The organism is Actinotignum vesiculae (genome assembly GCF_051267215.1).
GTDB lineage: Bacteria > Actinomycetota > Actinomycetes > Actinomycetales > Actinomycetaceae > Actinotignum > Actinotignum schaalii.
Map to the genome: position 1 here is coordinate 115,794 of NZ_JBOZGG010000004.1, position 24,344 is coordinate 140,137.

A 24,344-nucleotide genomic window follows, 5' to 3' on the forward strand; every position below is an offset into this window, starting at 1 on the left:
GCACCCAGCCCCACCCAGCCCCTCCCCGTGCCAGCCCTCCACCCAGCTCGCACCACTTGAACATTGTCCTACCGCGATCACTTTAACTAACACTAAATTTCATTTAGGGTTAGAAGCATAAGTAACCACAACTCTGGATAGGACATCATGGCAAAGATGCGCAAGCTCGCCGTCGGAACACTATCCGCCCTCACGGTCCTGGGATGCGGAATCGTAGCCCCGCTCGCCGTGGCGGACGTTCCCACCGCGGATAACCCCAGCCCGGCCATCGTTTCGGGCCTGGCAGTCGGTGACGGCAGCCTCATCACCCCGCAAGATAAGAACGGTAAAGACGCAAAATTCAGCGTAGGCATGCAACTGCGCGCCGCCGACGGCTCGGTTTCGAATAATTTCCCGATGCCGGCCGACCCTCAGCAGGATCCGGGCAACCGCCTCGATTGCATGCGTAATAACCTCATCGACCTCACCAAAACCACCGAGCTCACCGCGCGCATCCAGGTGCGTAATAACACCACCTCCCCGCTCTACGGACTCAATTACCAGGTGGGCTGGATGGATGGCAATGCTGCTTACGACACCTCCGGCGCCCCGGTCGCCGCTTCAGGTTTCGTTGTGGACGGCCCCAAGCTCAAAGAATTCTTCGCAAACTCGGACGTGTCCACCAAGGTCACCATCTGGCTCATCCTCAAGGACGGCACCCAAAAGACCCTCGATATGATGACCGATGCGGACTGGGATAACGTGGCAACGGTGTGGCTCCGCGGCACTCTCCCGGCTTCTACCGGCCCGGATGATGTGATCACCCTGGACGTCCCGCTCAAGTTCAATCAGGATGTTGCCACGGTCAAGGGTTTGATGCCGGTGGCCTCGCTCAAGAACCACACCCTCACCCTCTCGGGAACCGACTACGGCGAAGCCATGTCGAAGAAGCCGCAGGGTTATATGCGGATTATCCGCTTCCGCGGTTTCACTCCGCTCACCGAGCTCGATAATGGCGGCGCGGCCAGCCAGCACGGCACCACCGGTAAGTTCGTGGCGGTGGAAAAATCCGATGCCGCCAATTACAGCGACCTCTCCGGCCCCTTCACCCAGGTCCCGCTTGCCGTGCAGCAGGCCATGCCCACGGTGAAGCACCGGGATGTGGATGCCGCGAAGAAGGTTCCCTTCGCTGATGGTTTCAACCTGCAGTACCAGGCCACCTACGCCAATGGGCTGCGCTCGCAATGCGAGGGCTACGAGAGCATGATCTCGAAGATTTCGACCGCCACGGTGAATTCCTACCAGATCGACCTCATGCCGATTCGGGATGCGATTCGCGATAAGGGCTACTCGGTCGGGGCAACCGCTGCCCAGATCATGCCGGTCTACACCTACGGGATGTCCGCCCAGCAGCCCAGTTTCGTGGATGCCCAGGGCAATCCCATCGCGATGAACGAGGGCGCTTATGCCCCGCTCGCCGCGGAGCTTTCCAACGCGCATGTGCGCTTGGTCAAGGTTGTGGAGGCCAGCGATATCACGATTCCGCAGTACAGTGCTTATAATTCCCGCGCTCAGCTGAGCACAATCCGCGGCCTCGCGGAGCAGGCGGCGCAGGCGGGCAACCTCGACCTGGCCACCCTCACGAGCGACCGCGATCCGCAAGCTCTCACCGATGCGAAGCAGGTCATCACCTATTCCACCGCAAATTACGATGCCCCGGATGGTGCCGGCATTCCCACCCGCGTGATTATCGACGCGTCCCAGGTGGATACCGCCACGCCCGGCGTCTACCCGGTCACCTACAAGCGCGCCGTGAAAACGCAGGACGCCGCGGGTACCTGGGTGGAAGATATTGTGTCCACGACGGCGCAGGTCACCGTCACCGCAGTGAACGCTGCTTACCAGCCGGCCTCCGCCGCGCGCGAGAATCTGGATCCGGTCACCGTGGCCGTGCCCGCCCCGAGCTTCACGGATGCGAACGGCGCTGCGGTCACGCCCGCGCTCAGCGCAAACGGTGCTTACGCCCTCAATGACGGCGCGACCCTGCCGAAGGGCTGGGATGTTGTGGTTAATCCGAACGACGGCGCACTTACCGTGACAATGGGGAAGGACGCTGCCACCGGAACTCACGAGCTCCCGATCAAGGTGACTTTTGCCGATGGGAGTAGCACTGTTCTGGCCGCGAAGCTGAGCTTCACCCAGAAGGCCGCGACGCTCACCCCGGGAACACCGATTCCGCCGGAGCCCACGGTTGAACCGACTGTCGATCCAACGGTTGATCCAACCACCGAGCCGACGGTAGACCCGACTGTTACTCCGACTGCTGACCCAACGGTAGCGCCCACGGCCCAGCCGACAGCTCCGGTCGCGCCTACAGCTGCCCCGACCGCCGGACCGACCGTTGCTCCGACAGCCGCACCTGCGGCCCCGAGCACCGCGCCCGCGCCGGCCGAGCCGACGGCGCCGAGCAAGCCCGCCCGCGTCGTCAAGAAGAAGCTGCCCGCCACCGGTGCGGAGAGTGCGTGGCTGCTGGCTGGCGCTCTCGCCTTGGTGGGAACCGGTCTGCTGGCACGGCGCCGGCATGGCTAAGTAACGCCCAGCTAAGCAGCGCAAGCCAGCTACAAACAGGTGTGGCCCGGAACCTTCGCGGTTCCGGGCCACACCTGTTGAGCAACGCACCTCGGCAGGCAACATCCCTTGGCAGGCAAGGCCGCCGCCGGCTAGCTGCGCCGTCGTGCTATGCAGAAACCGCGGCGCGGGTGCGCGCGCCCTCGAGCTTGCCGCGCAAACCGTGCGGGGAAATCAACCAGACCACCAGGAACATAATGCCCTGGGCCGTCACCACCGCGGCGCCGGAGGGCAGGTCGAGCCAGTACGAAACGTACAGGCCCACCAGCGCGCATACCGCCGCGAAAACCGGCGCGAAAATCAGCATGACGCGGAAGCGGTTGGTGACCAGGTACGCCGTGGCGCCCGGCACGATCACCAGCGCGATAATGAGGATCGCGCCCACCGCCTGCATGGCCGTGACCACCGTGAGCGCCAGGCAGAACAGCAGAATCGCGCCGAGGCTCCGGGCCCGGATGCCGATGGCTTGCAGGTGGGTGGGGTCGAAAGCGTAGGCGGTCAGGTCGCGGCGCTTGAAGAGCAAAATCGCGAGCGCGAGCGGGGCCAGGATCACCACCTGGATCATATCCGCGCGCGTGACGCCCAGCAGGTCGCCGAAGATCACGTGGTTGAGGTCCACATTGGAGGGATTGAGTTTGATGAGGATCAAACCGATCGCGAAGAATAAAGTAAACACTGCTCCCATGGAGGCGTCTTCTTTGACTCGCGAGGTGGAGCGCAGTAGGAAAATGAGCGCCACCGCAATGAGGGCGGCGATAACCGCGCCCAGGGAGAAGGGCATTCCCAGCACATAAGCGATGACCACGCCGGGCAGAATCGCGTGCGAGAGCGCGTCGCCCATGAGCGACCACCCGATGAGCACCAGCCAGCAGCTGATGACCGCGCACACAATTGCCGCGGTGAGGGTGACCGTGGCTCCGCGCACCATAAACGGGTGCGTCCACATTTCAACGAAAAGTTCGTACCACACTAGCGATTCTCCTTTGCCTTGCGCAGCTGCGTGGCCGGGTTTGTTGCCTGGTCTGTAGCCGGGTTTGTGGCCGAGTCCGTGGCCAAAGCGGTTGCCGGGTCTGCGCCCGGGTCCGGTTCGCCGTGATCGGGGACGACGCCGAAAGCCTGCATGAGGTGCTCGGGCTTCATGGCCTCGGCCACCGGGCCGTGGAAAATGACGCGGCGGTTGAGGAGGAGCACTTCGGAGCACAGCTGGGGCAGGCCGGCCAGGTCGTGAGTGGCGACCAGGATGGTCACCCCGGAGGCCGCCAGTTTTTGGAGCAGCGCAATAATCATGGTTTCCGAGGGTTTATCCACCCCGGCGAAGGGTTCGTCCAGGAGCATGAGCTGGGCGCCCTGCGCGATGGCACGCGCGATAAACACGCGTTTGCGCTGCCCGCCGGACAGCGAACCGATCTGACGATCCGCGTAGGGAGTCATTTCTACCATGTCGAGGGCGTGGCGCACGGCCTCGCGGTCCTCGGCCCGCGCGCGACGGGTGGGACCCATAAAGCCGTAGCGGCCCATGGTCACCACTTCTTGCACGCTGACCGGGAATGCCCAGTCCACGCCTTCGTTTTGGGGGACGTAGCCGACCAGGCCGGCTTTGCGGGCCCGCGCGCCGCTCTGACCGAGGATCGTAATATCCCCGCCGTGGCGCACCGATCCCATAATTGATTTCATGAGCGTTGATTTACCCGAGCCGTTTTGCCCCACGAGGGCGCAAATAACCCCCGGGGTCAGCCCGAAGCTCACCGAGGTGAGGGCCTGCACCGAGCCGTAGCGCGCGTGAACACCGCTCACCTCAAGAGCGTATTTCGGAGTTTCTGCTGGTGTTGCCACCGTTTCTCCGCCTTTCTGCGATTGTGCATGCTTGCGAGCTGCATGTATGGCGACTACCGCCGCCGTGTTAGCAGCGTTCACCTGCAAGCAGTGTTTATATGCGAGCAGCGTTTACTTGCCAGCCGGTTTCGTGGGTTCGCCCGCGGCTTCACCTGCTTTGCCGGTCAGCCCGCGGGTAATGAGATCGGCGTCGTACCGAAGCAAATCGAGGTAGGTGGGCACGGGGCCGTCCGCCTCGGAAAGCGAGTCGACGTACAGTAAGCCGGCCACCGGAACACCGGTGTCTTCGGCGACGGACGCCATTTTGTCGTCCACGGTGGATTCGCAGAACAGCGCCCGCACCCCGGAGGTGCGCACGAAATTCTCGAGGTCGGCCTTCGCCTTGGGGGTTTGCGCGCCTTCGGCATTGACCGCCCACAGGTACTTTTCTTGCAGGCCGTGATCGCGCGTGAGGTAGGAGAATGCGCCTTCGCAGCTCACCAGCGCGCGCTGGGATTCGGGGATGGTGGCCAGGGCCGCGTCCATATCGCTGGCGATAGCATCCAGTTGTTTCTTGTAGTTTTCGCCGTTGGCGCGGTAATCCTCAGCGTGGGCGGGATCGACCTTCGCGAAAGCGGCGACCATATTATCCACGTACAGCTTGCCGTTCTTCGGGCTCATCCACGCGTGCGGATTCGGTTTGCCCTGGTAATCGCCTTCCGCGATGGCCACGGGCTCAATGCCGTCGGAGAGGTTAATGCGTTCCGCGGTGGAATTCTCCACGAATTTTTCGAACCAACGCTCCAGGCCCAGGCCGTTGTACAGGATAATATCCGCGCCTTCCGCGCGTTTAATATCACCGGGCGAGGGCTGATAATCGTGAATTTCTTCGCCCGGGTTGGTGATCGAGGCGACCTCCATATGTTCACCGGCAATATTGCTCGCCATATCGGCCAGCACCGTGAAGGTGGTGAGCACTTGCGGTTTCTCGCTTCCCGCGCTTTTTTCCGGCGACGACGCAGCTCCGCAGGCCCCCAGCAGGGCAAGCATGCTCGCCAGCAGCGCAGCCAGGCCGGCCCGGACCGCACCTCGTTGATATCCCATTCCCATCACCATCCCCTTTCTGGCTATACTGGGCGTTGGTGCCCTGATCGGATGCACCCTGTGAGGAAGCCCAACGCTCGTAAGTAAGGGTACCCTTACTTTTTGGTGACGGGGCCTAATCCTACGCGATCTCAACGCCGCGCGCGAGGGTTTTATCCCGCAGCTGGGACTTTCTCCCCGAGTATGCGCCACATTTTTTACTTAATATGACATCGCCCACCGCGCCGCCGCACGCGAACACCAGAGAGCCAAGCGTGAACATTACAGAGCTGAGCGTGGACACCACAGAGCCGAGCGTGAACACCGCATTTTGCTGTCGGAGGCCCCGGGTAGACTTCCCCCATGGATGAGATGGACGCTATCGGTCGGGAAATTGACACCATCGCCGCTTCCCTCGGCGATATTCCGGAAGCCGAACCCGGCGAACCGGGCTACATCATTAATACCTGGGAACGCGTGGTGACCGCGTGCCGGGCGGGAATGCGCCCGGTGGCATCCACGGAGGGGCTGCGCCTGGCCGTGGCTATCGGGCACAATCTGAAAACTGTGGAGCTTTCCCCGGCGCGCGATGGGGAGGGGCGTTCCTACCTCAACCTGCGTTGCTCGGTGGGCCGGGCGGATCTCATCGATGTCACCGGCCTGGCCGGCTGGGTTTTTGAGACGTTTTCTCTGGGCGATGTGCGTATCGTCGGGGAGGATGTGGTCCTGCACCTGGCGTTGCGCATGGCCGGATTGCCTTTCTCGCGGCTCACCAGCATGGTGAAGTTCCTCGTCGTCGCCGCTATTGACGCTACCGCGGTGTTCGTGCGCGGTCTCGATAACGTTCCCCCCACGAAAGATGATCTTTTCGGGCCGGAAGCGGTAGCCGGTGCCGGGGATATTCTGGAGGATACGTTTTCCGCGCGCCCGGAAATGAATCCTTTTGTGGGCAATGCGCCCGGGGATGCTGATCAGTTCACGGATCCGGCCGGGGTGGATGCTCGTTTTGATGAGCTGCTGGGCACGGCCGGGGTGTATCGCTGGAACGGTTTGGTTTCCGCGCTCGCTCCGCTGCTCGGGCAGCGCGATGCGGCTCAGGCCGAATACGGTTTCGGGGCTACGCTTCAGGTGGATGGGGCGCAGGTGCCGGTGGTGATGCTGCGCAATACCCTGGTGAGCGGGGCGGATAGCGCGGCCGTGACCTTGCGGCTGGGCGATGCTAGCGCGGATGCGGTGCGGGAGGCTGCCCGCCAAGCCGCGGCTCTCCCGCTCGGCGGGGTGGTGGTGCACGGCACGGATCTTTATTTCAGCCACGCTTTTGAAATTAGCGGGCAGCGGCCCGGGTGGATTGCCAGCCAAATCCAAGGCGCGGCGCGGTATTCGCTAGTGCTCGGCCGCGGGCAGTTCTAGCACGGCTTCTTGGAGCCGCTCCCACAGATCCGCTTCGGCGTCGTACGCTTCGGCAACGATGGATTCGGGGAAGTAGGCGGTATCGCGTTCCAGGCCCAGCAGGCAGGGGTAGAAACCGCCGCGCTGGCGGTAGGCCACCCAGGCAAGGGGCGCGTGGGCCACCAGCCTATCCCCGATGAGCACCCCGAGTCCGGAGGCAAGGGCCTGCCGGGAGCGCTGGCCGCGCAATTCGGGCAGCAGCGCGCATATATCGCGCAGGTTCTGGGGCAGTTCCCGCCCGCGCGGCACCAGTTTTTTCGCTTCTTCGCGCGCTTCATGTAAATAATTCTCATCCCCGGGGGCGAGCCAGCCGATGCTCCCCTCCGGGTAATAATCAGGATTATCGCATTCGCGCAGGGCCGGCAGCAGCGAGGCTTCCCAGCCCAGGTAACGCCCGTTGGTGGCGGCGGCAATAAGCTCCAGGTAGGAACGCGAATCGGCAACGACCCCGTTATCCACGGAGGTGGCGGACCACAGGGTGAGCATCCAGGAATCTTTGGAGCGCCCGAATTGGGACAGCTGCGATTGCTGAACCCAGCCGTTGCGTTGCAGGCGGGTGCGGGCGGCCACCGCGGCCCGGCGCGAAGAAAAACGGAGCCGATTAATCCACATGCGCGGGGCGGTCAGGCGCGCGGCTTCGGCGACCATGGCAAGCAGGGCCCGATCCAGGGCAGACGCGTCCGCCTGGTTGTCACTCTCGGGGGCCAGATGTGCTCCATGCGCCATGGCTGCTGGTACCGTCCTTTGCTACTCGAGGGCCGCGGAAAAATCACGAGGATGCTCAGGGGGCCGTCCGCGGACAAGCGTGGACGGGATGATCTCTATTGTACGCGGCGCGCCCGGCCTGTGCCGCATTCTGCCGCCAACGTGGAATACTGGTGAGGTGGTATCACAGTTCACAACATGGGAGGACGCCGCCGCGGCCCTGCGCGATACTTATGCGGGCGCGCGGGCGGATGAGACTCCAGCTTTACGATTTGTCACTCACGGGGTGCCGGTTACCGCCTGGCCCGGGCAGTCCACCCGGCGCGATAGCCGCGCCGTCGTTCATCTTGCGGCACCCGTGCTCACCGGCGCGGAGCTGCGTAAGTACGACGGCGCCGCCGCTTCCGCGGCGTCCAGCACCCACGCGGCATCTCAGCCAGGCACGCAAGTAGGCACGGAGCCCACCGCCGAAACCGGCGCGCAACCCACTACGCAATCCGATGCACAATCTGATACGCAATCTGACTCGGTGCTTTCCCGCAATGCCGCGGCGGTGCTGGAGCATTTCGGTATTGACCCGACCGGTCCGGATCTGATCGCGGTTCTGCGGGCCGCGGATGCGCTGCCGATTGGCGGGATTCGCCTGCTGGGCGGGCGGGCGCATATTCATTACGCGGTGGCGCTGCCGGTTCCGGCCGAGCAGTTGGCTGCCTGCGCGGCTTTGGTGGCGGCGCAGGCCCGGGCGATGAGTGGCGCGGATGCGCTTTCGGACGTTACCCGGGAGGGGGAGGCTGATGTCTAGGAAGTCGGGGCGCGAGGCGTCCGATTCTCGTGATGTGACGACGGCTGCGGGCCTGTATGAGGTGCTGGTGGCTGATTATCACGCCCAGGCGCTGCCGGATGGGGTGCATTACCGTTTTGAGGTGGTGTGGCGTTCGGAGTCGGATAAGCAGGAGATGATCGCGAGTTACGCGAATGTTCCCGGCTTGGGCGATGTGCTGTATGTGGCGGCATCGCTGGTGGAGTCGCCGACGGAGGCTCGTACTCGCGATATTTTGGAGCGAATCGGCGAGTTTTTGGATGGTGATGCGGTGATGTCGGGTGGTCACCTCCAGTTGCGGATTTGTTTGCCGATGGCTGGGCTCACGATTGAGATGTTGCGGGCGCGCTTGCGTAATCTTGCCGGTGCTGCGACGTCTATTCGCCGGGATTTTGCCGACGACGACGAAACTGGCACCTTGACCTTCGGCTACTGAGGTATATCCCGGGGCTACCTGGGCGTACTTTAGCTGTGTCCTTTATCTACCCGCCCGCGCGGGCGTGAGCAGTCTGCACGGCATTGTAGCGGTGCGGATTTAGCGGCTCTAACCCGTGCGGCGCGGGCGGGCGCGTTTAGTTGGGGTGGCGGTGGCGCCATTTTCTGGCCAGGGGTGGCGCGGGTAGCGCCCGCGCATTTCTGCCCTGACTTGGGCGTAGGGGCCGGCCCAGAAGCTTTCGAGGTCGTCGGTGATGGCGACGGGCCGGGCGGCCGGGGAGAGTAGTTCAAGGGTGACGGGGATGCGCCCGCCGGCCAGGCGCGGCGTTTTGGCCCAGCCGAAGGCTTCTTGGACGCGGAGGCGGACGGTGGGCCGGCCGCCTTCATAGTGGATGGTGCGTTGCTCTCCGGTGGGGATGGTGAGACTGGCGGGAGCGAGTTCATCGAGCTTGGTGGCTTCCGGCCAGGGAAGTAGCCGTTCAATATTTCCGGCCCCGAGGTTTCCCCAGGTGCCGCCCCGCGCGAGGGCAGCGAGTTCAGGGCCGGCCAGCTCGTCGATGCGTTGGCGTAGTGCGGATTCTTCCATATCCGGCCAGGGTTCCCCTAGGACGGTGTGGAGGAAGGCGAGGCGTTCACGCAGGGCTTGGGCCCCGGCGGTGAATTCCAGCGGGAGGGTTCCGGAGCTGGCGGCGGTGCTCACCCACGCGTCGGCGGCGCCGCGCGGGAGGCGCTCTACATCCCGGCCGGCGAGTTCGATGGCTCCTAGCCGGGTGGTTTCCCGGGCCCGCAGGCGGCCTTTCCGATAGCTGATCGCGGTGCCGGCGGTGATGAGGCCACGGCCGGCTTCGCGGGCGAGTTCTTCATCGGCGGGTACCGCGGCGCGGATGAGTGCATCCGCTCTGCCTTGGCTGGCGCTCACTTCGGCTACGGCGAGCCAGGGCGTTCCGAGGAGCGGGGAGCCTTGCGGGAGTACCGCCCCGCTGCCGTTGGCCAGGAGGTAGCGCCCCGAAGTGCTATCCACCGCGCGGGCCAGCAGATCCGGGTACGCCCAGGCGGTTACGAGGGCAAGGGCATCGTCACTGCGGGCAGCGCGGCTGGGTTTCCCGGAGCCAGCGGGGCCGGTTTTACTCTGCTCACTGCCGGCTGCCGTGGCTTCGCCCAGGGCGCGGCGGGCTAATTTCTCGAGGCGCTGGGCTTGCCGAGCCCAGGCCGGCGAGACGGCAGTGGGCCACCGTGCCAGATCGGCCCCGGGGAGTCGGGGCGATTCCGCGAGCGCGGCAACGATCTGGGCGGCTGTGCTCGCCCCTAGCCGCGGGGTGGTTTCCAGCAGGCTACGCCCCAGCCGGGTGCTGACCGGAAGCGGGGCGAGGGTGCGGGCCAGGTCTGTGACCTGCCAGGCCCGCTCAGCGCCGGTACTCTCACCGGTGACGGTGCTCCCGTGCGTCTCACTTCCGAGCGTCCCACCATCGGCCGCATCATCCCCGGCGCTGTGTTCTGCCGCCACGCAGCCGAGGGCGGTGAGGGTGCGCATGCCGGCCGCCACGGCCGGCTGCGGGGGCGGATCCAGGAGGGCGAGCCCGCGGCCTTCCGGGGCACCCCATACAGCTGCTTGCAATAGAAAATCGGTGAGATCCGCGGTGTAGATTTCCGGGGTGGAGCGTTCGGCGAGGCGGGCCCAGGTGGCTTCGTTCATGACCCGATACACGGTTCCGGGGCCTAAACGCCCGGCGCGCCCGCCGCGTTGGATACCGGCGGCTTGGGATTCCAGCACCGTGACGAGCCCGCTGATGCCACTGGCGTAATCCGTGCGCGGTTCCCGCGAGAGCCCACTATCGACCACGATCCGCACCCCGGGCACGGTGAGGGAGGATTCTGCGATAGCGGTGGTCACAATAATGCTGCGGGTTCCCTTAACTTCGCGAAGTGCGGCGTCTTGCTGAGCACCGGTCAGGGAGCCGTGCAGGGGCGCCACCCGGGCAGGTAGGTGGCTGAGCAGGCCAACCACGTGCTCCACTTCCCGCACTCCGGGCAGGAACACCAAAATATCGCCGAACTCCACCTCCCTAAAAGCGCGTTCCACCACCCGAGCTACGTGCGCTAGGAATTCCCGGCGCACCCCGAGCGCACCGTCCCGCGAAATTGTGCCCAGGGGTTCTTCCCCGCGGCCAGGTGGTGCGTAGCGCAGGGTGAGGGGGTGGAGCACGCCCGGAATATCCACGATCCGCGGGGCTTCCCCGGGCGCTGCGGCCCCCGCCTCCAGCAACGCCGCGGTGCGCTGGGATTCCACGGTGGCGGACATGGCCACCAGCAAAAGATCGGGGCGGAACGCCGCGCGGGCTTCCAGGGCGAGGGCGAGGGCCAGATCGGCATCGAGGTGCCGTTCGTGTACTTCGTCGAAAATGAGCGCGCCGATACCGCGCAATTCCGGGTCACTTTGCAGGCGACGCACCGCGATACCGGGGGTGATCATTTCAATGCGAGTTTCCCGGCTTACCTGGGAATCCCCGCGCACGCTATAGCCGGCGGTGGCGCCTACCGGTTCCCCAAACAGTTCGGCCAGGCGCCGAGCCGCAGCCCGCGCAGCCACCCGGCGCGGCTGAATCACGAGAACCCGCCCGGGCCCAGTACCGCCCACATCGGTTCCTCCACGCGCGCCTTCCGCGAGCGCGCTGGCCACCAGCGGCGGAATGAGCGTGGTTTTCCCGGTTCCCGGCGGGGCGCTCACCACCGCGAGCGGCAGCGCGGCGCGCACCTCATCGAGGTGGGCTGCTACCGGCAGCGAGGGCGGGGCAGCGAGCAGGCGAACGCAGGGATCCGAGGTCATGCTCCCATTCTCCCACGGGCCTGCGACACGATTTTCAGCCCGCGCGCGAGGTTTCCGTCAGATAGGCCAGCACCGCCCGCACCCGGCGGTTTTCTTCCCCGGGCTGCATCCCCAGCTTGAGGAAAATATTTGCCACGTGTTTGGAGACGGTCGCTCCGGTGAGATAAAGCTCGGCGGCAATTGCTGAATTGGCATATCCACGCGCCATGAGTTCCAGGATTTCACGTTCGCGGGAGGTGAGCTCGGTGAGAAGTGACGGCGTCGTCGCCATTAATTGGGCCGCAACATCCGGATCCACGACCACGCCACCCACCCCCACAATTTCCAGGGACCGCACGAAATCCGCCACCCGCGCCACGCGATCTTTGAGCAAATACCCCAGGCCACCGGGCGCGTCATCTTCGTTTCCATCCGCGGTTTTATGTGTGCCCCCACCCGCCGCCGGGTGGAAAAGTTCGCGCGCGTAGGCGGGCGCCACGTACTGGGAGAGCACCATAATGCCCAGGGATGGGAATTCGCGGCGCAGGTCCACGGCGGCGCGCAGGCCGTCGTCGCTCATGGTGGGTGGCATGCGCACATCGGTAATGACCAGGTCGGGGGCCTCCCCGCGGGCGGCGGCCGCGCGCACCGTCTCGCTCAGCTCCGGTGCGGTGGCGGCGGTGGCCACAATCGTGTGCCCGCGCCGCTCGAGCAGCCCGCACAGCCCCTCGCGAAATAGCGCGGAATCATCAGCAACAACCAGACGCATCCGTCCCCTCCGTTCTCGAATTTTCGGTTTCCGGCGCAACGTCTGGCGCAACGTCCGGCGCCTCAATCGTCGCGGGCGCCACCATTCCCCGTGCAAGATCCGGCGCCGCAACCGTCGCAGGCGCTTCCGCCGCCCGCGCCACCCCGGCCCCGCTCCCCCATTCTCCGCGGTGGAGCAGCAGCGGGATGCGCGCGCGAATTTCCGTGGGTCCGCCCACCGGGCTGGAAATGCGCAGGCTGCCGCCGAAAGCCGCGAGCCGCTCGCCGATCCCGCGCAGGCCGCTGCCCGGGATAACGCCGCCCGGGCCGGTGTCGGTGATGCTGAGGTGGAGGTCGTCATCGGCAATAAGCAGCACGGTCGCGGTGGCGGCGGGCGCGTGTTTGGCCACGTTCGTCAGCGCTTCGGCCACCGTGAAATACGCGGCGGCGATCACGCCTTCGGGGATCTCGGGCAGCGGGCGCGGCACCCGCAGGGTGGCCGGCACCGGCGCGGAGACCACCAGGTCGCGCACCGCTGCCTCCAGCCCCAGATCAGAGAGCACTTTCGGATGGATTCCGGCCACGGTGCGCCGCAGCGAGGTGAGGGCGAGTTCCGCGCGGTCCTGCGCGGATGCCATGCGTTCGCGCGCGGCCGCCAGATCCGCCGAGCTCACCGCTCCGTTCGCGTCGCCTTCCAGCAGAAACGCCGCCTCACCCACATCCATCGAGGTCGCGACCAGGTACTGCTGGGCGCCGTCGTGCAGATCGCGTTCGATGCGGCGCCGTTCAATTTCAAAAGCCGCGGCAATGGAGCGTTGCGCGTGCACCACATCGCGATGATCGGATGGTCGCGCCATCCAGGTCGACGACGCCGGAGCCACGTCCGCGAGCGCCCTCCCGTTCCCGCGCCACACTATCCATGCAGCCCCACTCAGGGCCAGCAGTCCGGCCAGCCCGATGATGATTGGAATCGGGCTGAATCCGCCGAGCAGGGAGAGCCCCGCCACCACCACGAATACCAGGGCGATGGTGCCGAGTCCGCCGGCGAGCACCCCGCGCATCGTGGCGCGGCGGAGCTGTTCGGCCACCACGCGGGTGTTATCCATGTGCATGGCGCTCTGCGTTGTCATACCGCCATGGTAGCCGGGCACCGCCCGCCACCACGCGCAAATCCAGGAATGGTAGACCTAGCTCTACCATAAGTGTGGAGTACGAGCCCTGCCGCCGCCGGCCAATCGGAAGTTGACTAGAGCCATGAACACAGCACAGAACGTCGCCCCGGATCTGGTGGCGAATAATCTCACGAAGAATTTTGGGAACGTGGCGGCGCTGCGCCAGGTCTCGCTACGCATTCCGGGCGGGCAGTCGGTGGCGATTATGGGGCCTTCCGGTTCGGGTAAGTCCACGCTGCTGCACTGCCTGGCCGGGATCATCGCGCCCACCACCGGCACGGTACTACTGGGCAATGAGCCGATTTCCGATATGTCCGACGGGCAGCGCTCGAAAATGCGCCTGGAGAATTTCGGTTTCGTTTTCCAGGATGGTCAGCTGGTCCCCGAGCTGCCGGCCCGGGAAAATGTGGCGGTGCCGCTGCTGCTCCAGGGCAAGCCTCGGCGGGAGGCGCTGGCCGCAGCGGATATGTGGCTGGCGCGCCTCGGGGTGGAACCCGAACGCCACCGCCGCCCGGGGGAGATGTCCGGCGGGCAGCTCCAGCGCGTGGCCATTGCGCGGGCTTTGGCGGGCCAGCCGGCGGTGGTTTTCGCTGATGAACCCACCGGCGCCCTCGATCAGGCCACCGGCCATGAGGTCACCCAAATCCTCACCACCGCCGCGAAAATGAGCGGGGCCACCCTCATTATTGTTACCCACGACCCGAATGTGGCGGCCTGGTGCGAACGCCTCGTGGAAATTCGCGACGGCGTTATTCACGCCGATTCGGCTAACGCTCCGGCGGCGGAACAGCCCGGTACGGCGCGCCCCGGCACGGCGCACCCCGGCGCACCCCAACCCGGCACCACCACCGCGAACGGGGGCGAGCTGCAATGAAAGTCCTCTCCTTCGCGCCCCGCCTCACCCTGGCGCGGCTGCGCGCCCGCACCGGGAACGCCTGGCTGGATATCCTCGCGGTCCTCAGTTTCACGCTGGCAGCCACCATGGCCCTCACCATCGCCGGCGGCATCTTCATGTTCTATAACTGGAATTTCCACCCGAGTCTGGCCATGGCCGCCCACCTCGAAGCCCTGAGCGAGACCATGGGTGCCGGCCTGACGGAAATGTGCCTTGGCCTGGCACTTTTCGCCGGGGCGCTCCTAGTTATCCCCATTTCTTCCCTGGCTTCCGGGGCCGCGCGCTTAGGCGCGCAGGATCGTTCCCAGCGCCTGGCTTCCCTGCGCCTGGTTGGCACCACCCGCAGCCAGACGATTGCGATCTCGCTGTGCGAAACGGTGGTGCAGTGGTTGCTGGGCACCGCGCTGGGCACGGTGCTCTACCTGGTGACCCTGCCGGGCTGGCGCGCGCTGAGCTTCCTCGGGCTGCCCATTAACCCAAGCCAGATGCTGCTGCCGGTTTCCTTCATTGCCGCGGTTATTGCGCTGCTCTTCGTGGTGACCCTGGTATCGGCGCTCGGCGGGCTGATGCGGGTATCGATTTCACCCCTGGGGGTGGCGCGCCGCGAAACTCCGCGTGCGCTGCGAGCGTGGCGCCTGGGGGTGCTCGTCGTCGCCGGAATTATGTATGTGCTGGTGGCTAATGCGCGTGGCGGTTCTACGCCCATCGTGCAAATCGTCATGATGGCGGGCGTGCTGCTGGTCTTCCTTTTCGCGCTTTCGGTGGCCGCTTCCTTTATTATTCAGGCGCTAGCCTATCCCCTCACACGCTCGCGCCGCGCGTCGCTGCTCATGGCGGCGCGGCGGATTCTCAACGATCCGCGCGCGGTGTGGCGCAGTGTCTCCACGCTCGCGTTGCTGTGCTTCATCGGTGGCTACACCTCCACGCTTCCCGAGCGCAGCGGTTCGGATTCGGTGGCGATTCGCTTGGTCTCTGCCGATATCGGCACGGGCGTCATGGTGACCCTCGGTTTCGGTTTCGCGGTGGTGGCGCTCTCCAGTCTCACGAATCACGCCTCCCTCGTTTTTGAATCGGCGCAGCAGACGCAGTCCTTGCGTTTCCTCGGTTTCCCCACGGCGGTTTTCACGCGGATTCGGATCCTGCAAACTTTTATTCCCCTAGTAGTAACGACGGCGCTGACCACCGCGCTCGGAGTCGGTATGTCTCTTATGACGAATTACTCGTGGGGTGCCCGCTTGGATACCGCCGCTTTCACGAAACTCGGTGTCATTACGGTTATTGGTTTGGCCATGTGCCTGGCGAGCATTCTGGTGGTCACGCCGCTGGAAACTCGGGTGGTGCTGGCGCGCGGGCGCGCGAATGATTGAGAAACAATTCAGGAATCAAGCGTGGACGCCCCGGGTATAAAGACCCGCTGGTAGCCCGGGCTCGGTGGCAGAATGGATGATGTTCAGGTCACAATTCTCAGTGCGGAGGGCTCGCTTCGCGGGAAGGAAATTCCGATGTCAGAAATTCGTGCGGCTCAGCAGGAAACGCCGGCGGATGCGCCCCGCCCGCGCTGTCTCGTAGCTTTCTTCTCGCGTGCCGGCCTGAATTTCTGGGACGGCGAGGTACGTAACCTCGAGATTGGAAACACCAAGGTGCTGGCGGAAAAAATCGCGGCGCGCCTGGGTGCGGATACTTTTGAGATTGTCCCCGCGCATCCCTATCCCGCGGATCCGAATGAGACGCACGCCCAATCCACCCGCGAACTTGCGGAGGGCATTTACCCGGAGCTTGCGGCCCCGGCGCCCAGCGCGAGTGGGTACGACGTCGTGCTTGTCGGTTTCCCGGTGTGGTGCGAGCAGGTCCCCCCGGTGGTGCAGACCTACCTGAAATCTGCCGGGCTCACGGACCAGCTGGTGCTGCCGTTCACCACCTGGTCTGGCTCGCCGAAGGTGGAAATCGAATCGACGTTCACGAACCTGGCCCCGGAGGCAACCACCGGCGTGCCCTTCTCCGTGCGCGGTGAGAATATCCACGAGGCAACCACGGATAGCGCGCTGGAGGAATGGCTCGCCTCCGCGAATTTGATTTAGCGGATCCCAAGTTCGCGGCCCTCCTCAAGTTCATCAAGGAACAGCCCTTACTCCGAATTCTGAGCTTTTTTCACGCGGTGAACATACCCCAAGGCATAGCAAGTCGCGAGGATAACTACCGGAAACCCGCCCTACAGCAAATCCGCGCGTAGCTGCGCCGCGCTGGCCGGATGGAGCAAAGCCGGCGGAACATCGAAGAGGGTAACCGCGCCGCGTTCCCCGCGTGCATGCATCCGCGCCACCGCGCGGGCGCATGCCACCAGCACCGAGCCGGTGAATTCCGGATTGGAATCCAGCGCGAGGTTGAAATGCAGGGCGTGCGACGTCCCCGGCGAAGTGGTTCCGTGCCGAATCACGTCACCACCGTGGGCCATGCCGGTGTGTTCCGCGGCGAACTCCTCCTCAGAGATCACGTGGACCTCAGTTTCGTATTCTGCAAAGTAATTCGGCATCGTTACGATGGCCTGGCGCACCGCCTCCGGATCCGCCCCGCTTTCCAAGACCACGTAAACGATCCGGCGATGCTTATCGCCCGCGCTGAGCTGGCCTTCCGTTTGCCCGGCCAGGGCCGCGGCCCGCACCTGCTCCTTGGGAACGGTGTACTGCACCGCGTTTTTCACGCCCGACACCCGCCGCACCGCATCCGAATGTCCCTGGGACAGCCCCGGCCCCCAGAAAGTTTCCGAGTGCCCAGCCGGCAAAACCGCCTCGGCCAGCAATCGCTGAAGCGAAAACAGGCCCGGATCCCAACCGGCGGAAATGAGAGCGAGGGTGCCGGCCGCGCGGGCGGCGTCGTCGACCTGTTCGAAATGCGCAGGAATCCGCGCGTGTGTATCAAAAGAATCCACCACGTTAAAACCGGAGGCGACCAGCGGCGTTTGCGTATCGAGGTCCGATTTCGAGCCGCCGCAGTTGATAACGACGTCGATTTTGCCGGTCCAGCGGGCGCGCAGCTGCGGATCGGTGAGTTCGGCGGCGGGGAAGGCCGGGCCGGAGGCGGTCATAACGCCTTCGCGGCGGGTGAAGACCCCCACCAGCTCCAGGTCGGGGGCGAGGCTGAGGGCCTGTTCCACCCCGCGGCCCAGGTTGCCGTAGCCGTTGATCGCGATGCGCGCGTGTGTCATGCCTGTGGTTCTTTCTCGAGTTCGTCATCTGTATGCCCGGCGGACATAGCAAGAATAGTGTGGCGGGCAATCCGGCACACGTCCTCGAGCGACGCGCCGGTTTCCACCTGGCGAAATGCGTCGGAAATGAGGGCGCGGCTGAATGAGGTCCAAATATCGGGATGCGCGATGCCGGTATCTTTCCAGCACATTTTGAGGGCGTCGGTGAAGAAAGTGTGGGCTTTATCCACGCCCATCTTGGTATGCGCCGTGGCCTTTTCCGAACCTTTCCCGCGTGCCGCGCGCATGAGGCCCATGAGCCATTTATGCGAGTCGCGCTGGCCGGACTGGCGGATGCAGGCCACCACCAACTGCGCGAGGCGTTCGCGCGGTTCGGCATTCATATCCACCTGGCCCATCACCTTGGCGCGCCACTTGGGCACATTGCGTTCGAGCACCAACAAGCGCAGGTCTTCAACCGACCCGACATAGCGGTAAATGGAGTTGCGCGCGATACCCGCAGCCGCAGCCACCGCCCCGGCCGAGAGCGGTTTGCCCGGCTCGTCTTTGAGAATCTTTTCCGCCGCATCCACGAGCCGGGCTATCATCATTTCCCGATGCTCGCGGACCGTTGGTGCAGAAATCTTTGGCATATCTCCTCCCAGCATCGCCCCCTATTGTTGCGGACTCAATCGATGAGCGCAACGGTTTAAACACGCCCGGGTTTGCCCGCCCGCAGCGTTCGCGCCCTCGCCGCCAGCCCGAATGCACCGCGCGCCCGCACACGCCCACCGGCTCGATGCGAAATCCGGCGCGAGGCGCTACACTTTGTCGGTACTGCTGAGGTGACCGAGAGAGGCGATCCGGCGTGGCTGATAACAACGCGCGTAACTCCATCCCTACTACAGAAACCCCTTCCCCTTCCCCCCATATCCCCTCATTGCAGAGCATCGGATTTGATCGGGAAAAATACATTAAGCTCCAGTCCCAGAAAATTAGGGAGCGCCGCGAAAAGATCGGCGGGAAGCTCTACCTGGAAATGGGCGGGAAGCTTTTCGATGATTTCCACGCCTCGCGCGTGCTGCCCGGTTTCACCCCGGATAACAAAATTGCGATGCTGGCCGAATTGAAGGACGAGCTGGAGATTGTGGTGGCCGCTAACGCGCGCGATCTCAAGGCGAAGCACCGCGCTGACCTGGGCATTTCTTATGAGGATGAGGTGCTGCGCCTCGTGGATGTGTTCCGCGAAGCCGGTTTTATGGTCAATTCCGTGGTGCTCACCCAGTACGAGGAAGATAACCACGAGGCGCGGGATTTCCGCCGTCGTCTTATTAAATTGGGTCTCAATGTGGCGCGCCATCGCCGCATCCCGGGCTACCCCTCCAATACCGCGCTCATCGTTTCCGAGGACGGTTTCGGGAAGAACGAATACGTGGAAACGCAGCGCGATCTTATTGTGGTAACGGCGCCCGGCCCGGGTTCCGGCAAGCTCGCCACCTGCCTCTCGCAGCTCTACCACGATCACCAGCGTTCCATCACCTCCAATTACGCGAAGTTTGAGACTTTCCCGGTGTGGAATATTCCGCTGGATCACCCGGTCAACCTTGCTTACGAAGCGGCAACGGCCGATCTGGACGACGTCAATATGATCGACCCCTTCCACCTGGTCGCTTACGGCGTGCAAACGATTAATTACAATCGCGACGTCGAGGTATTCCCGCTGCTCAGCCTGCTGCTCCGCGAACTTTCCGGGGAAACGCCGTACAAATCCCCCACGGATATGGGCGTTAACATGGTGGGATATTGTATTTCCGACGACGACGTTTGCCGCGAAGCCGCCCGCCAGGAAGTCATTCGCCGGTATTACCGCGCGCTTGTCGATGAGAAGCGCAGCGAATCTGAGCCGGTATGTTCCGAACGCATCGCCCTCATTATGGCCAAGCTCGGGGTGACCGGCACCGACCGGCCGGTGGTGCCCCCGGCGCTGCGCAAGGCCGAGGCCACGGGCGGGCCGGCCGCCGCGCTGCAGCTGCCCGATGGCAGAATCGTGACCGGGAAAACTTCGGAGCTGCTGGGCTGTTCCGCCGCTGTTTTGCTTAATGCGCTCAAGGTGCTGGCCGGTATTGATGATTCGGTCAAGCTGCTGGCCCCGGAGGCCATCACCCCGATCCAGACCCTCAAGACGGAGCACCTGGGTTCACGCAATCCGCGCCTGCATACCGATGAAGTGCTTATCGCGCTCTCGGTTTCGGCGGCCTCGGATCCCACCGCGGCGGCGGCGCTGAGCAAGCTCAAGGATCTGCAGAATTGCGATGTGCATACCACCACGATCCTCGGCTCCGTGGACGATGGTATTTTCCGTTCCCTCGGCGTGAATGTCACCAGCGAACCGCATTACCAGCGTAAAACGCTGTATCGGAAGTAGCAGAGCGCGCGAGTTGGCCCACGTGGCTTGGCGGGCAGCCCGGGTGTTTGTATTCTCGGGTAGCCCGGCGAGCCGCTGCGGATAAGGCGCGGCGGCGCTAGCTGCGGTAATGCACCGTGAAGCTGGCGCCGTCACCCATATCTACCAGGTCCCCATCTTCCAGGCGAACCGCGTGATCGGCTTCGATGCGGCGCAGCGGGCCGTCCCCGTGCTTGAGGTAGGTGCCGTTATTGGAATGGCAATCCCGCAAGAATGCGCCGCTGGCCTCTACCAGAACCTCGCAGTGGGTGCGGGAGATTTCCTGGCGCGGGGAGGGAACCTGGAGGAGTTGGGTAGCTGCCGGATCTGAGCCCGCGGCCGCGGCATCGAGGAGCGGACGGCGGCCCATAATAATATTTTTGACAGCCGGGCTCACCCCGCCCAATAGCACGGTCTCCCCGAAGGAGAAACGTAATTCGACCGCCGGGAGCGGGGCGGGAATACCGGAGGATGGATAGGGCTCGGTGGTGTGCACCGGGTAGGCTTCGGTGGCCGCGGCGTAGCTGGGCACCGGGGCGCTCTCCGCCACTGGAGCTACTGGCGCCGCTGAAGGCACCGGTGCCGCCGGCGGAAGTGGCGGGGCCGGAGGTTCCGGAACCGCCGGGCGATCAGCGGGCAGGGCTGCCGGAGCCACCGGCTGCTCGGCGGACACCGCGAGCGCGGGAGCCGCAGGCCGGCCAACCGGAGCCACCGGGCGGCCGCTGAGAACCGGGCTGAGGCTAATGCGAGCGCCGCCGGCGCGGGCCATACCGCGCTCCAAAGGAAGGGCCGGGCCAGATGCGGTAGCTGCGCCGTCGTTCCCGGGGGTACCGGCGCCCCAGGCTGCGCCGTCGTTCCCACCGAATGCCGCGCTTTCCGCACCCGCAGCGCCAACGTTCCCCACCGTCACCGTGGTGTCCTGGGTGGTGGCAGCTTCTTGCCAGGTGAGGGCGTTACTGCCGTCCGCGACCGCGCGGCCGGTGATGTCGCGAACAATGAGACCGTGCGCGGCCACCCGCAGCAACGGGCCGTCGGCGTAGAACAGTGCAAAATCCGCGCCCAGCGCGGACCACAAATGCGTGAGAAGAGTGGGAAAATCGTGGCCGGCGCGCATCGCTTCCCACACCGCGGCCGGATCGGCAGGTAGGGCGGGCGTGAACACCGCCAGGCCGGGCACGCAGGCCAGCAGCCCATCACCGGGATAAGAATAGGACGGCATGGCTCCTCCTCGACCTGGTTCCATGAGTCACATCTCTGCTTGCAAGGATACCGCGCCCGGCGAGCGGCCTGCGCCACTTTCTGCCAGAATAGAGGTATGTCGCTCATGAATTGGGCCCTCGAGGTCGCCACCGCTCATCCCGAACTCGCCGGCGCGCTGGTCAATGCCGACGGGCCGTGGCTGGATGTCCTGCTCCCGGACGGACGCACCTTCCGCTTCCGTCCCTTTGAGATGATCGATCCGGATGCTCCTGAAGAGCGCCGGCGCGCACTTCTCAACCGCCTCATCACTATTGGCGTATCCGGGGCCACCACCCCGCAGGTCACCGAAGGTGCGGCCGGGTCCGCCCAGCCGGGGGCGGCGTCGTCGGCCCATAACGGTGCGGCTACCGGAACCGGTGCGGCCGCGGGAAGCAGCGCGCCCGAGATGCCCGGCACCCCTCCGGGCCGCGGCCAAAAAAACCTGTCCTGGCGGGAAATCTTCGCGCAATTCTTCGGGACCATGGATCCCAGCGACCCGGGGTTCCCGCACCACGATCCCGCGCTCGATGAGCTCGCAGAGGAGCAGGATGACGCCGAGGGGCCGATTATGCCGATTGTGCGCGCCGCGGATTATTTCACGCGCGTCAACCGGCGCGAGGATGATTCCTTTATCTACCTGCCGCTCACGGATTTCGTGGGCGTGGGGCTCGCGCGCGATACCCCGGATAACATTATTCCGCTGTATTTCTCGGATCTGGATCTCATTCCGGGAACGGATGATGTGGGTCCGCTGTTCGGGCACGCCGTGGAATCGCTGCGCGGCCTGAATGCGCAATCGGGCTACGCGGCCCTGGAGCTGGTGGTCATGATGTACGCGGGCGCGCGGGTGCTGGCTTTTACCGAGCCGAATAATTACCAGAGTTCGTGGTTCGCGGATGTGGATCTGGTCCAGCAGGTGGCGTACTCGATCAGCAAGCAATATAACGGCGCGCTGCCGCTGTTCGTGCCGGCTTCGCGTTCGCGCCTGTTTGTGGTGCTGGCTGATGATCCGGAGCTTCCCGCGCTCTTCAACCGTTTGCTCCAGGATTACGATATCGACGACGCTATCTACCCGCTCCCCCACACCGTGGCCGCGGACGGCTGGATGGAATGGATTCCTATGCCGGATCACCCGGCCTACGCGCCGCTGGCGAATCTGCGCGCCACCTTCCGCGGGCGCATGTACGATCACCAGCAGGAATTCCTTTCGCGCTGGCCGGAGAAAATGGGCCACGTGGCGCTCTACGAAGTGCATGACCTGGACGAAGGCGCGGTGAGCCTCACGCAGTGGCGCCGCTCGGACCACTACGGGTCTATCCCGGCGGTCGCGGATTTCATTAACTATCTTGACGATGCTGATCCGGAAGCCGCCAATATCACGATTCGCCTGGATGTGGCTCGCGATGTGTGGCCCGAGGGCTTCCAGCCGCTCGAAAATGTGTGGCCGCCGCGCTACGAGGTGTCCGGATTCCCCGATCCGGAAACCTTCCAGAAGCTGAGCGAGGCGGCGCACCGCGCGTTCTAGGCGCGGGTGCGGGCGGGCGCTCGGGCGCTACTAAGCTGGCCGCCCGTTTTCCGCCCGCTACGCGCGGGACGCTTACGCCCGCCCCCACTGCCCGCGGTAGAAGCGCCCGAGCGTTTCTTCTTTGCAGGCCGCGTAATCGCCGGATTCGATGGCCGCGCGGATGGTGTCCACGAGGTGCACGGTGAAGTACTCGTTGTGGATGGTGGCGAGCGTGGCCGCCAGGGCTTCCTTCGCCTTGAAGAGGTGATTGAGGTAGGCGCGCGAATAGTTCTGGCAGGTGTAGCACTCGCAGCCGGGCACCAGCGGCCCGAAATCGGTGCGGAACTGGGCGCGGGTCACGTTGAAACGCCCGTCCGGGGAGTAAATCGCGGCATTGCGCGCCACCCGGGAGGGATTGACGCAATCGAAAGTATCCGCGCCGGCTTCGATAGCGGCAAAGAAATCATCCGGCTCGGAAATCCCGAGGAGGTGGCGGGCTTTTGTTTCGGGCAGCTCCTCGCTCACCCAGGCGCAGATGGTTCCGAGCTTTTCCTTTTCCAGCGCCCCGCCGATCCCGAAACCGTCGAATTCCTGGCCGTCCACGCACATGGTGCCGAGGTCACGCGCGGCTTTCCGGCGCAGATCCTCGTATTGCGCGCCCTGGATCACGCCGAAGAGCTGCTGGTAGGGTTTGCCGGCGCGTTCGATGGTGAGGCGGCGGTGTTCGGCTAGGCAGCGCTCGGCCCAGCGGCGGGTGCGCTCCAGGCTTTTCTCCTGGTAGGCCCGGGAGTTGAGGAGGGTGGTGAGCTCGTCGAAGGCGAACATAATATCGGCGCCGAGCTGGTGCTGAATCCCCATAGACACCTCCGGGGTGAACCGGTGGCGCGAGCCGTTGAGGTGGGAACGGAACCATACGCCGTCGTCGTCCACATTCGCGAGGCGCTCTTTATCGCGCGCGAGTTCAGTATCCGCGCGCCCGGCGTTTTTCCCGGCGTACTCGTTGCTGAGCACCTTTTTGAAGCCGGAGCCGAGCGAGAGCACCTGGAACCCGCCCGAATCCGTGTAGGTGGGCCCGTTCCAGTTCATGAAGGCGGATAGGCCGCCGGCGGCGTCCAGGATCTCCGGGCCGGGTTGCAGGTAGAGGTGGTAGGCGTTCGCGAGCACGGCCTGCGCGCCGATACCGCGCACCTGCTCGGGCGTGAGCGTTTTGACGGTCGCTTTCGTGCCGACGGGAATGAACGCCGGGGTCGCGATATCGCCGTGCGGGGTGTGAATCACGCCGGTGCGTCCCAGCGGCCGCCCGGTGAGGTCCCCCACGCGCGCGTCCAGGCGCGTCCCGATCGTAAATCCTGTTGTCACGCTCTCACCTTTCTATTGCGGTGCGGTTCTTGTGTGCGGCACGCGCGTTATGCCCGGGCGCCGTGCCGCGCGCTCGCGTTGTTTTTAGTG

At 64.7% G+C, this 24,344-nt stretch carries 20 protein-coding genes; 9 read left to right on the plus strand and 11 right to left on the minus strand.

Annotated elements, in window-relative coordinates; genetic code table 11:
* Positions 1–147: 147 nt before the first annotated feature.
* Positions 148–2,568: a YPDG domain-containing protein gene (locus tag ACRQHG_RS03625; RefSeq protein WP_435719551.1), complete on the plus strand. Its 2,421-nt coding sequence runs from the start codon at positions 148–150 to the stop codon at positions 2,566–2,568.
* A gap of 148 nt (positions 2,569–2,716) precedes the next feature.
* Here the strand turns inward: ACRQHG_RS03625 and ACRQHG_RS03630 are convergent, their stop codons facing one another.
* From ACRQHG_RS03630 to ACRQHG_RS03640, 3 genes are all read right to left on the minus strand, one after another.
* Positions 2,717–3,553: a metal ABC transporter permease gene (locus ACRQHG_RS03630; protein ID WP_035277154.1), complete on the minus strand. Its 837-nt coding sequence runs from the start codon at positions 3,551–3,553 to the stop codon at positions 2,717–2,719.
* Between the two features lie 23 nt (positions 3,554–3,576).
* Positions 3,577–4,401 carry a metal ABC transporter ATP-binding protein gene (locus tag ACRQHG_RS03635; protein WP_435719552.1) on the minus strand — a complete coding sequence of 275 codons (825 nt, stop codon included), beginning with the start codon at positions 4,399–4,401 and terminating at the stop codon, positions 3,577–3,579.
* 150 nt (positions 4,402–4,551) lie between these two features.
* Positions 4,552–5,529: a metal ABC transporter substrate-binding protein gene (locus ACRQHG_RS03640; RefSeq protein WP_435719554.1), complete on the minus strand. Its 978-nt coding sequence runs from the start codon at positions 5,527–5,529 to the stop codon at positions 4,552–4,554.
* Between the two features lie 336 nt (positions 5,530–5,865).
* Here ACRQHG_RS03640 and ACRQHG_RS03645 point away from each other — a divergent pair, with 336 nt between their 5' ends.
* A complete protein-coding gene (locus ACRQHG_RS03645; protein WP_435719555.1) occupies positions 5,866–6,912 on the plus strand; it encodes a hypothetical protein in 1,047 nt (348 codons plus the stop codon).
* Here ACRQHG_RS03645 and ACRQHG_RS03650 read toward each other — a convergent pair.
* Entirely contained in the window at positions 6,886–7,677 is a 792-nt protein-coding gene (locus tag ACRQHG_RS03650; RefSeq protein ID WP_435719556.1) for a hypothetical protein, read from the minus strand. The genes ACRQHG_RS03645 and ACRQHG_RS03650 overlap by 27 nt on opposite strands.
* A gap of 88 nt (positions 7,678–7,765) precedes the next feature.
* Between ACRQHG_RS03650 and ACRQHG_RS03655 the strand changes: the two genes are divergently transcribed.
* Complete coding sequence (locus tag ACRQHG_RS03655; protein WP_435719558.1) at positions 7,766–8,458, plus strand: hypothetical protein; 693 nt, start codon at positions 7,766–7,768, stop codon at positions 8,456–8,458.
* Complete coding sequence (locus ACRQHG_RS03660; protein ID WP_435719559.1) at positions 8,451–8,912, plus strand: hypothetical protein; 462 nt, start codon at positions 8,451–8,453, stop codon at positions 8,910–8,912. Before ACRQHG_RS03655 ends, ACRQHG_RS03660 begins: the two co-directional genes overlap by 8 nt.
* 108 nt (positions 8,913–9,020) lie before the next feature.
* Here ACRQHG_RS03660 and ACRQHG_RS03665 read toward each other — a convergent pair whose 3' ends face one another.
* Genes ACRQHG_RS03665 through ACRQHG_RS03675 form a run of 3 tightly spaced genes read right to left on the minus strand, consistent with a single transcriptional unit; the run spans position 9,021 to position 13,591 of the window.
* Complete coding sequence (locus ACRQHG_RS03665; protein ID WP_435719561.1) at positions 9,021–11,735, minus strand: ATP-dependent RNA helicase; 2,715 nt, start codon at positions 11,733–11,735, stop codon at positions 9,021–9,023.
* 34 nt (positions 11,736–11,769) lie between these two features.
* Complete coding sequence (locus tag ACRQHG_RS03670) at positions 11,770–12,483, minus strand: response regulator transcription factor (protein ID WP_435719562.1); 714 nt, start codon at positions 12,481–12,483, stop codon at positions 11,770–11,772.
* Positions 12,464–13,591, minus strand: coding sequence for a sensor histidine kinase (locus tag ACRQHG_RS03675; RefSeq protein ID WP_435719563.1), 1,128 nt, complete (start codon positions 13,589–13,591; stop codon positions 12,464–12,466). The genes ACRQHG_RS03670 and ACRQHG_RS03675 overlap by 20 nt, the downstream gene beginning before the upstream one ends.
* A gap of 124 nt (positions 13,592–13,715) precedes the next feature.
* Here ACRQHG_RS03675 and ACRQHG_RS03680 point away from each other — a divergent pair, with 124 nt between their 5' ends.
* The 3 genes from ACRQHG_RS03680 to ACRQHG_RS03690 all read left to right on the plus strand — a co-directional run bounded on the left by ACRQHG_RS03680 (position 13,716) and on the right by ACRQHG_RS03690 (position 16,606).
* The gene (locus ACRQHG_RS03680) at positions 13,716–14,507 is read left to right on the plus strand and encodes an ABC transporter ATP-binding protein (protein ID WP_435719564.1); all 792 of its coding nucleotides are present in this window, start codon (positions 13,716–13,718) and stop codon (positions 14,505–14,507) included.
* On the plus strand, positions 14,504–15,895 hold the full coding sequence (locus ACRQHG_RS03685) for an ABC transporter permease family protein (protein WP_435719565.1): 1,392 nt from the start codon (positions 14,504–14,506) through the stop codon (positions 15,893–15,895). Before ACRQHG_RS03680 ends, ACRQHG_RS03685 begins: the two co-directional genes overlap by 4 nt.
* Positions 15,896–16,030: 135 nt before the next feature.
* Positions 16,031–16,606: a flavodoxin gene (locus tag ACRQHG_RS03690; RefSeq protein WP_435719566.1), complete on the plus strand. Its 576-nt coding sequence runs from the start codon at positions 16,031–16,033 to the stop codon at positions 16,604–16,606.
* 131 nt (positions 16,607–16,737) lie between these two features.
* On the opposite strand, the gene ACRQHG_RS03695 is transcribed toward ACRQHG_RS03690, so the two are convergent.
* Together ACRQHG_RS03695 and ACRQHG_RS03700 are read right to left on the minus strand one after the other, a co-directional pair.
* On the minus strand, positions 16,738–17,730 hold the full coding sequence (locus tag ACRQHG_RS03695) for a diaminopimelate dehydrogenase (RefSeq protein WP_435719567.1): 993 nt from the start codon (positions 17,728–17,730) through the stop codon (positions 16,738–16,740).
* The gene (locus ACRQHG_RS03700; RefSeq protein WP_026429228.1) at positions 17,727–18,362 is read right to left on the minus strand and encodes a hypothetical protein; all 636 of its coding nucleotides are present in this window, start codon (positions 18,360–18,362) and stop codon (positions 17,727–17,729) included. The genes ACRQHG_RS03695 and ACRQHG_RS03700 overlap by 4 nt, the downstream gene beginning before the upstream one ends.
* Positions 18,363–18,649: 287 nt before the next feature.
* Between ACRQHG_RS03700 and ACRQHG_RS03705 the strand changes: the two genes are divergently transcribed.
* Positions 18,650–20,134, plus strand: coding sequence for a DUF1846 domain-containing protein (locus ACRQHG_RS03705; RefSeq protein ID WP_284889983.1), 1,485 nt, complete (start codon positions 18,650–18,652; stop codon positions 20,132–20,134).
* A 97-nt stretch (positions 20,135–20,231) separates the two neighbouring features.
* Here ACRQHG_RS03705 and ACRQHG_RS03710 read toward each other — a convergent pair whose 3' ends face one another.
* Complete coding sequence (locus tag ACRQHG_RS03710; RefSeq protein WP_435719568.1) at positions 20,232–21,371, minus strand: FHA domain-containing protein; 1,140 nt, start codon at positions 21,369–21,371, stop codon at positions 20,232–20,234.
* Between the two features lie 96 nt (positions 21,372–21,467).
* Between ACRQHG_RS03710 and ACRQHG_RS03715 the strand changes: the two genes are divergently transcribed.
* Positions 21,468–22,916, plus strand: coding sequence for a hypothetical protein (locus ACRQHG_RS03715; protein ID WP_435719569.1), 1,449 nt, complete (start codon positions 21,468–21,470; stop codon positions 22,914–22,916).
* 72 nt (positions 22,917–22,988) lie between these two features.
* Here the strand turns inward: ACRQHG_RS03715 and tgt are convergent, their stop codons facing one another.
* A complete protein-coding gene (gene tgt, locus ACRQHG_RS03720) occupies positions 22,989–24,224 on the minus strand; it encodes a tRNA guanosine(34) transglycosylase Tgt (RefSeq protein ID WP_435719588.1) in 1,236 nt (411 codons plus the stop codon).
* Between the last annotated feature and the right edge of the window lie 120 nt (positions 24,225–24,344).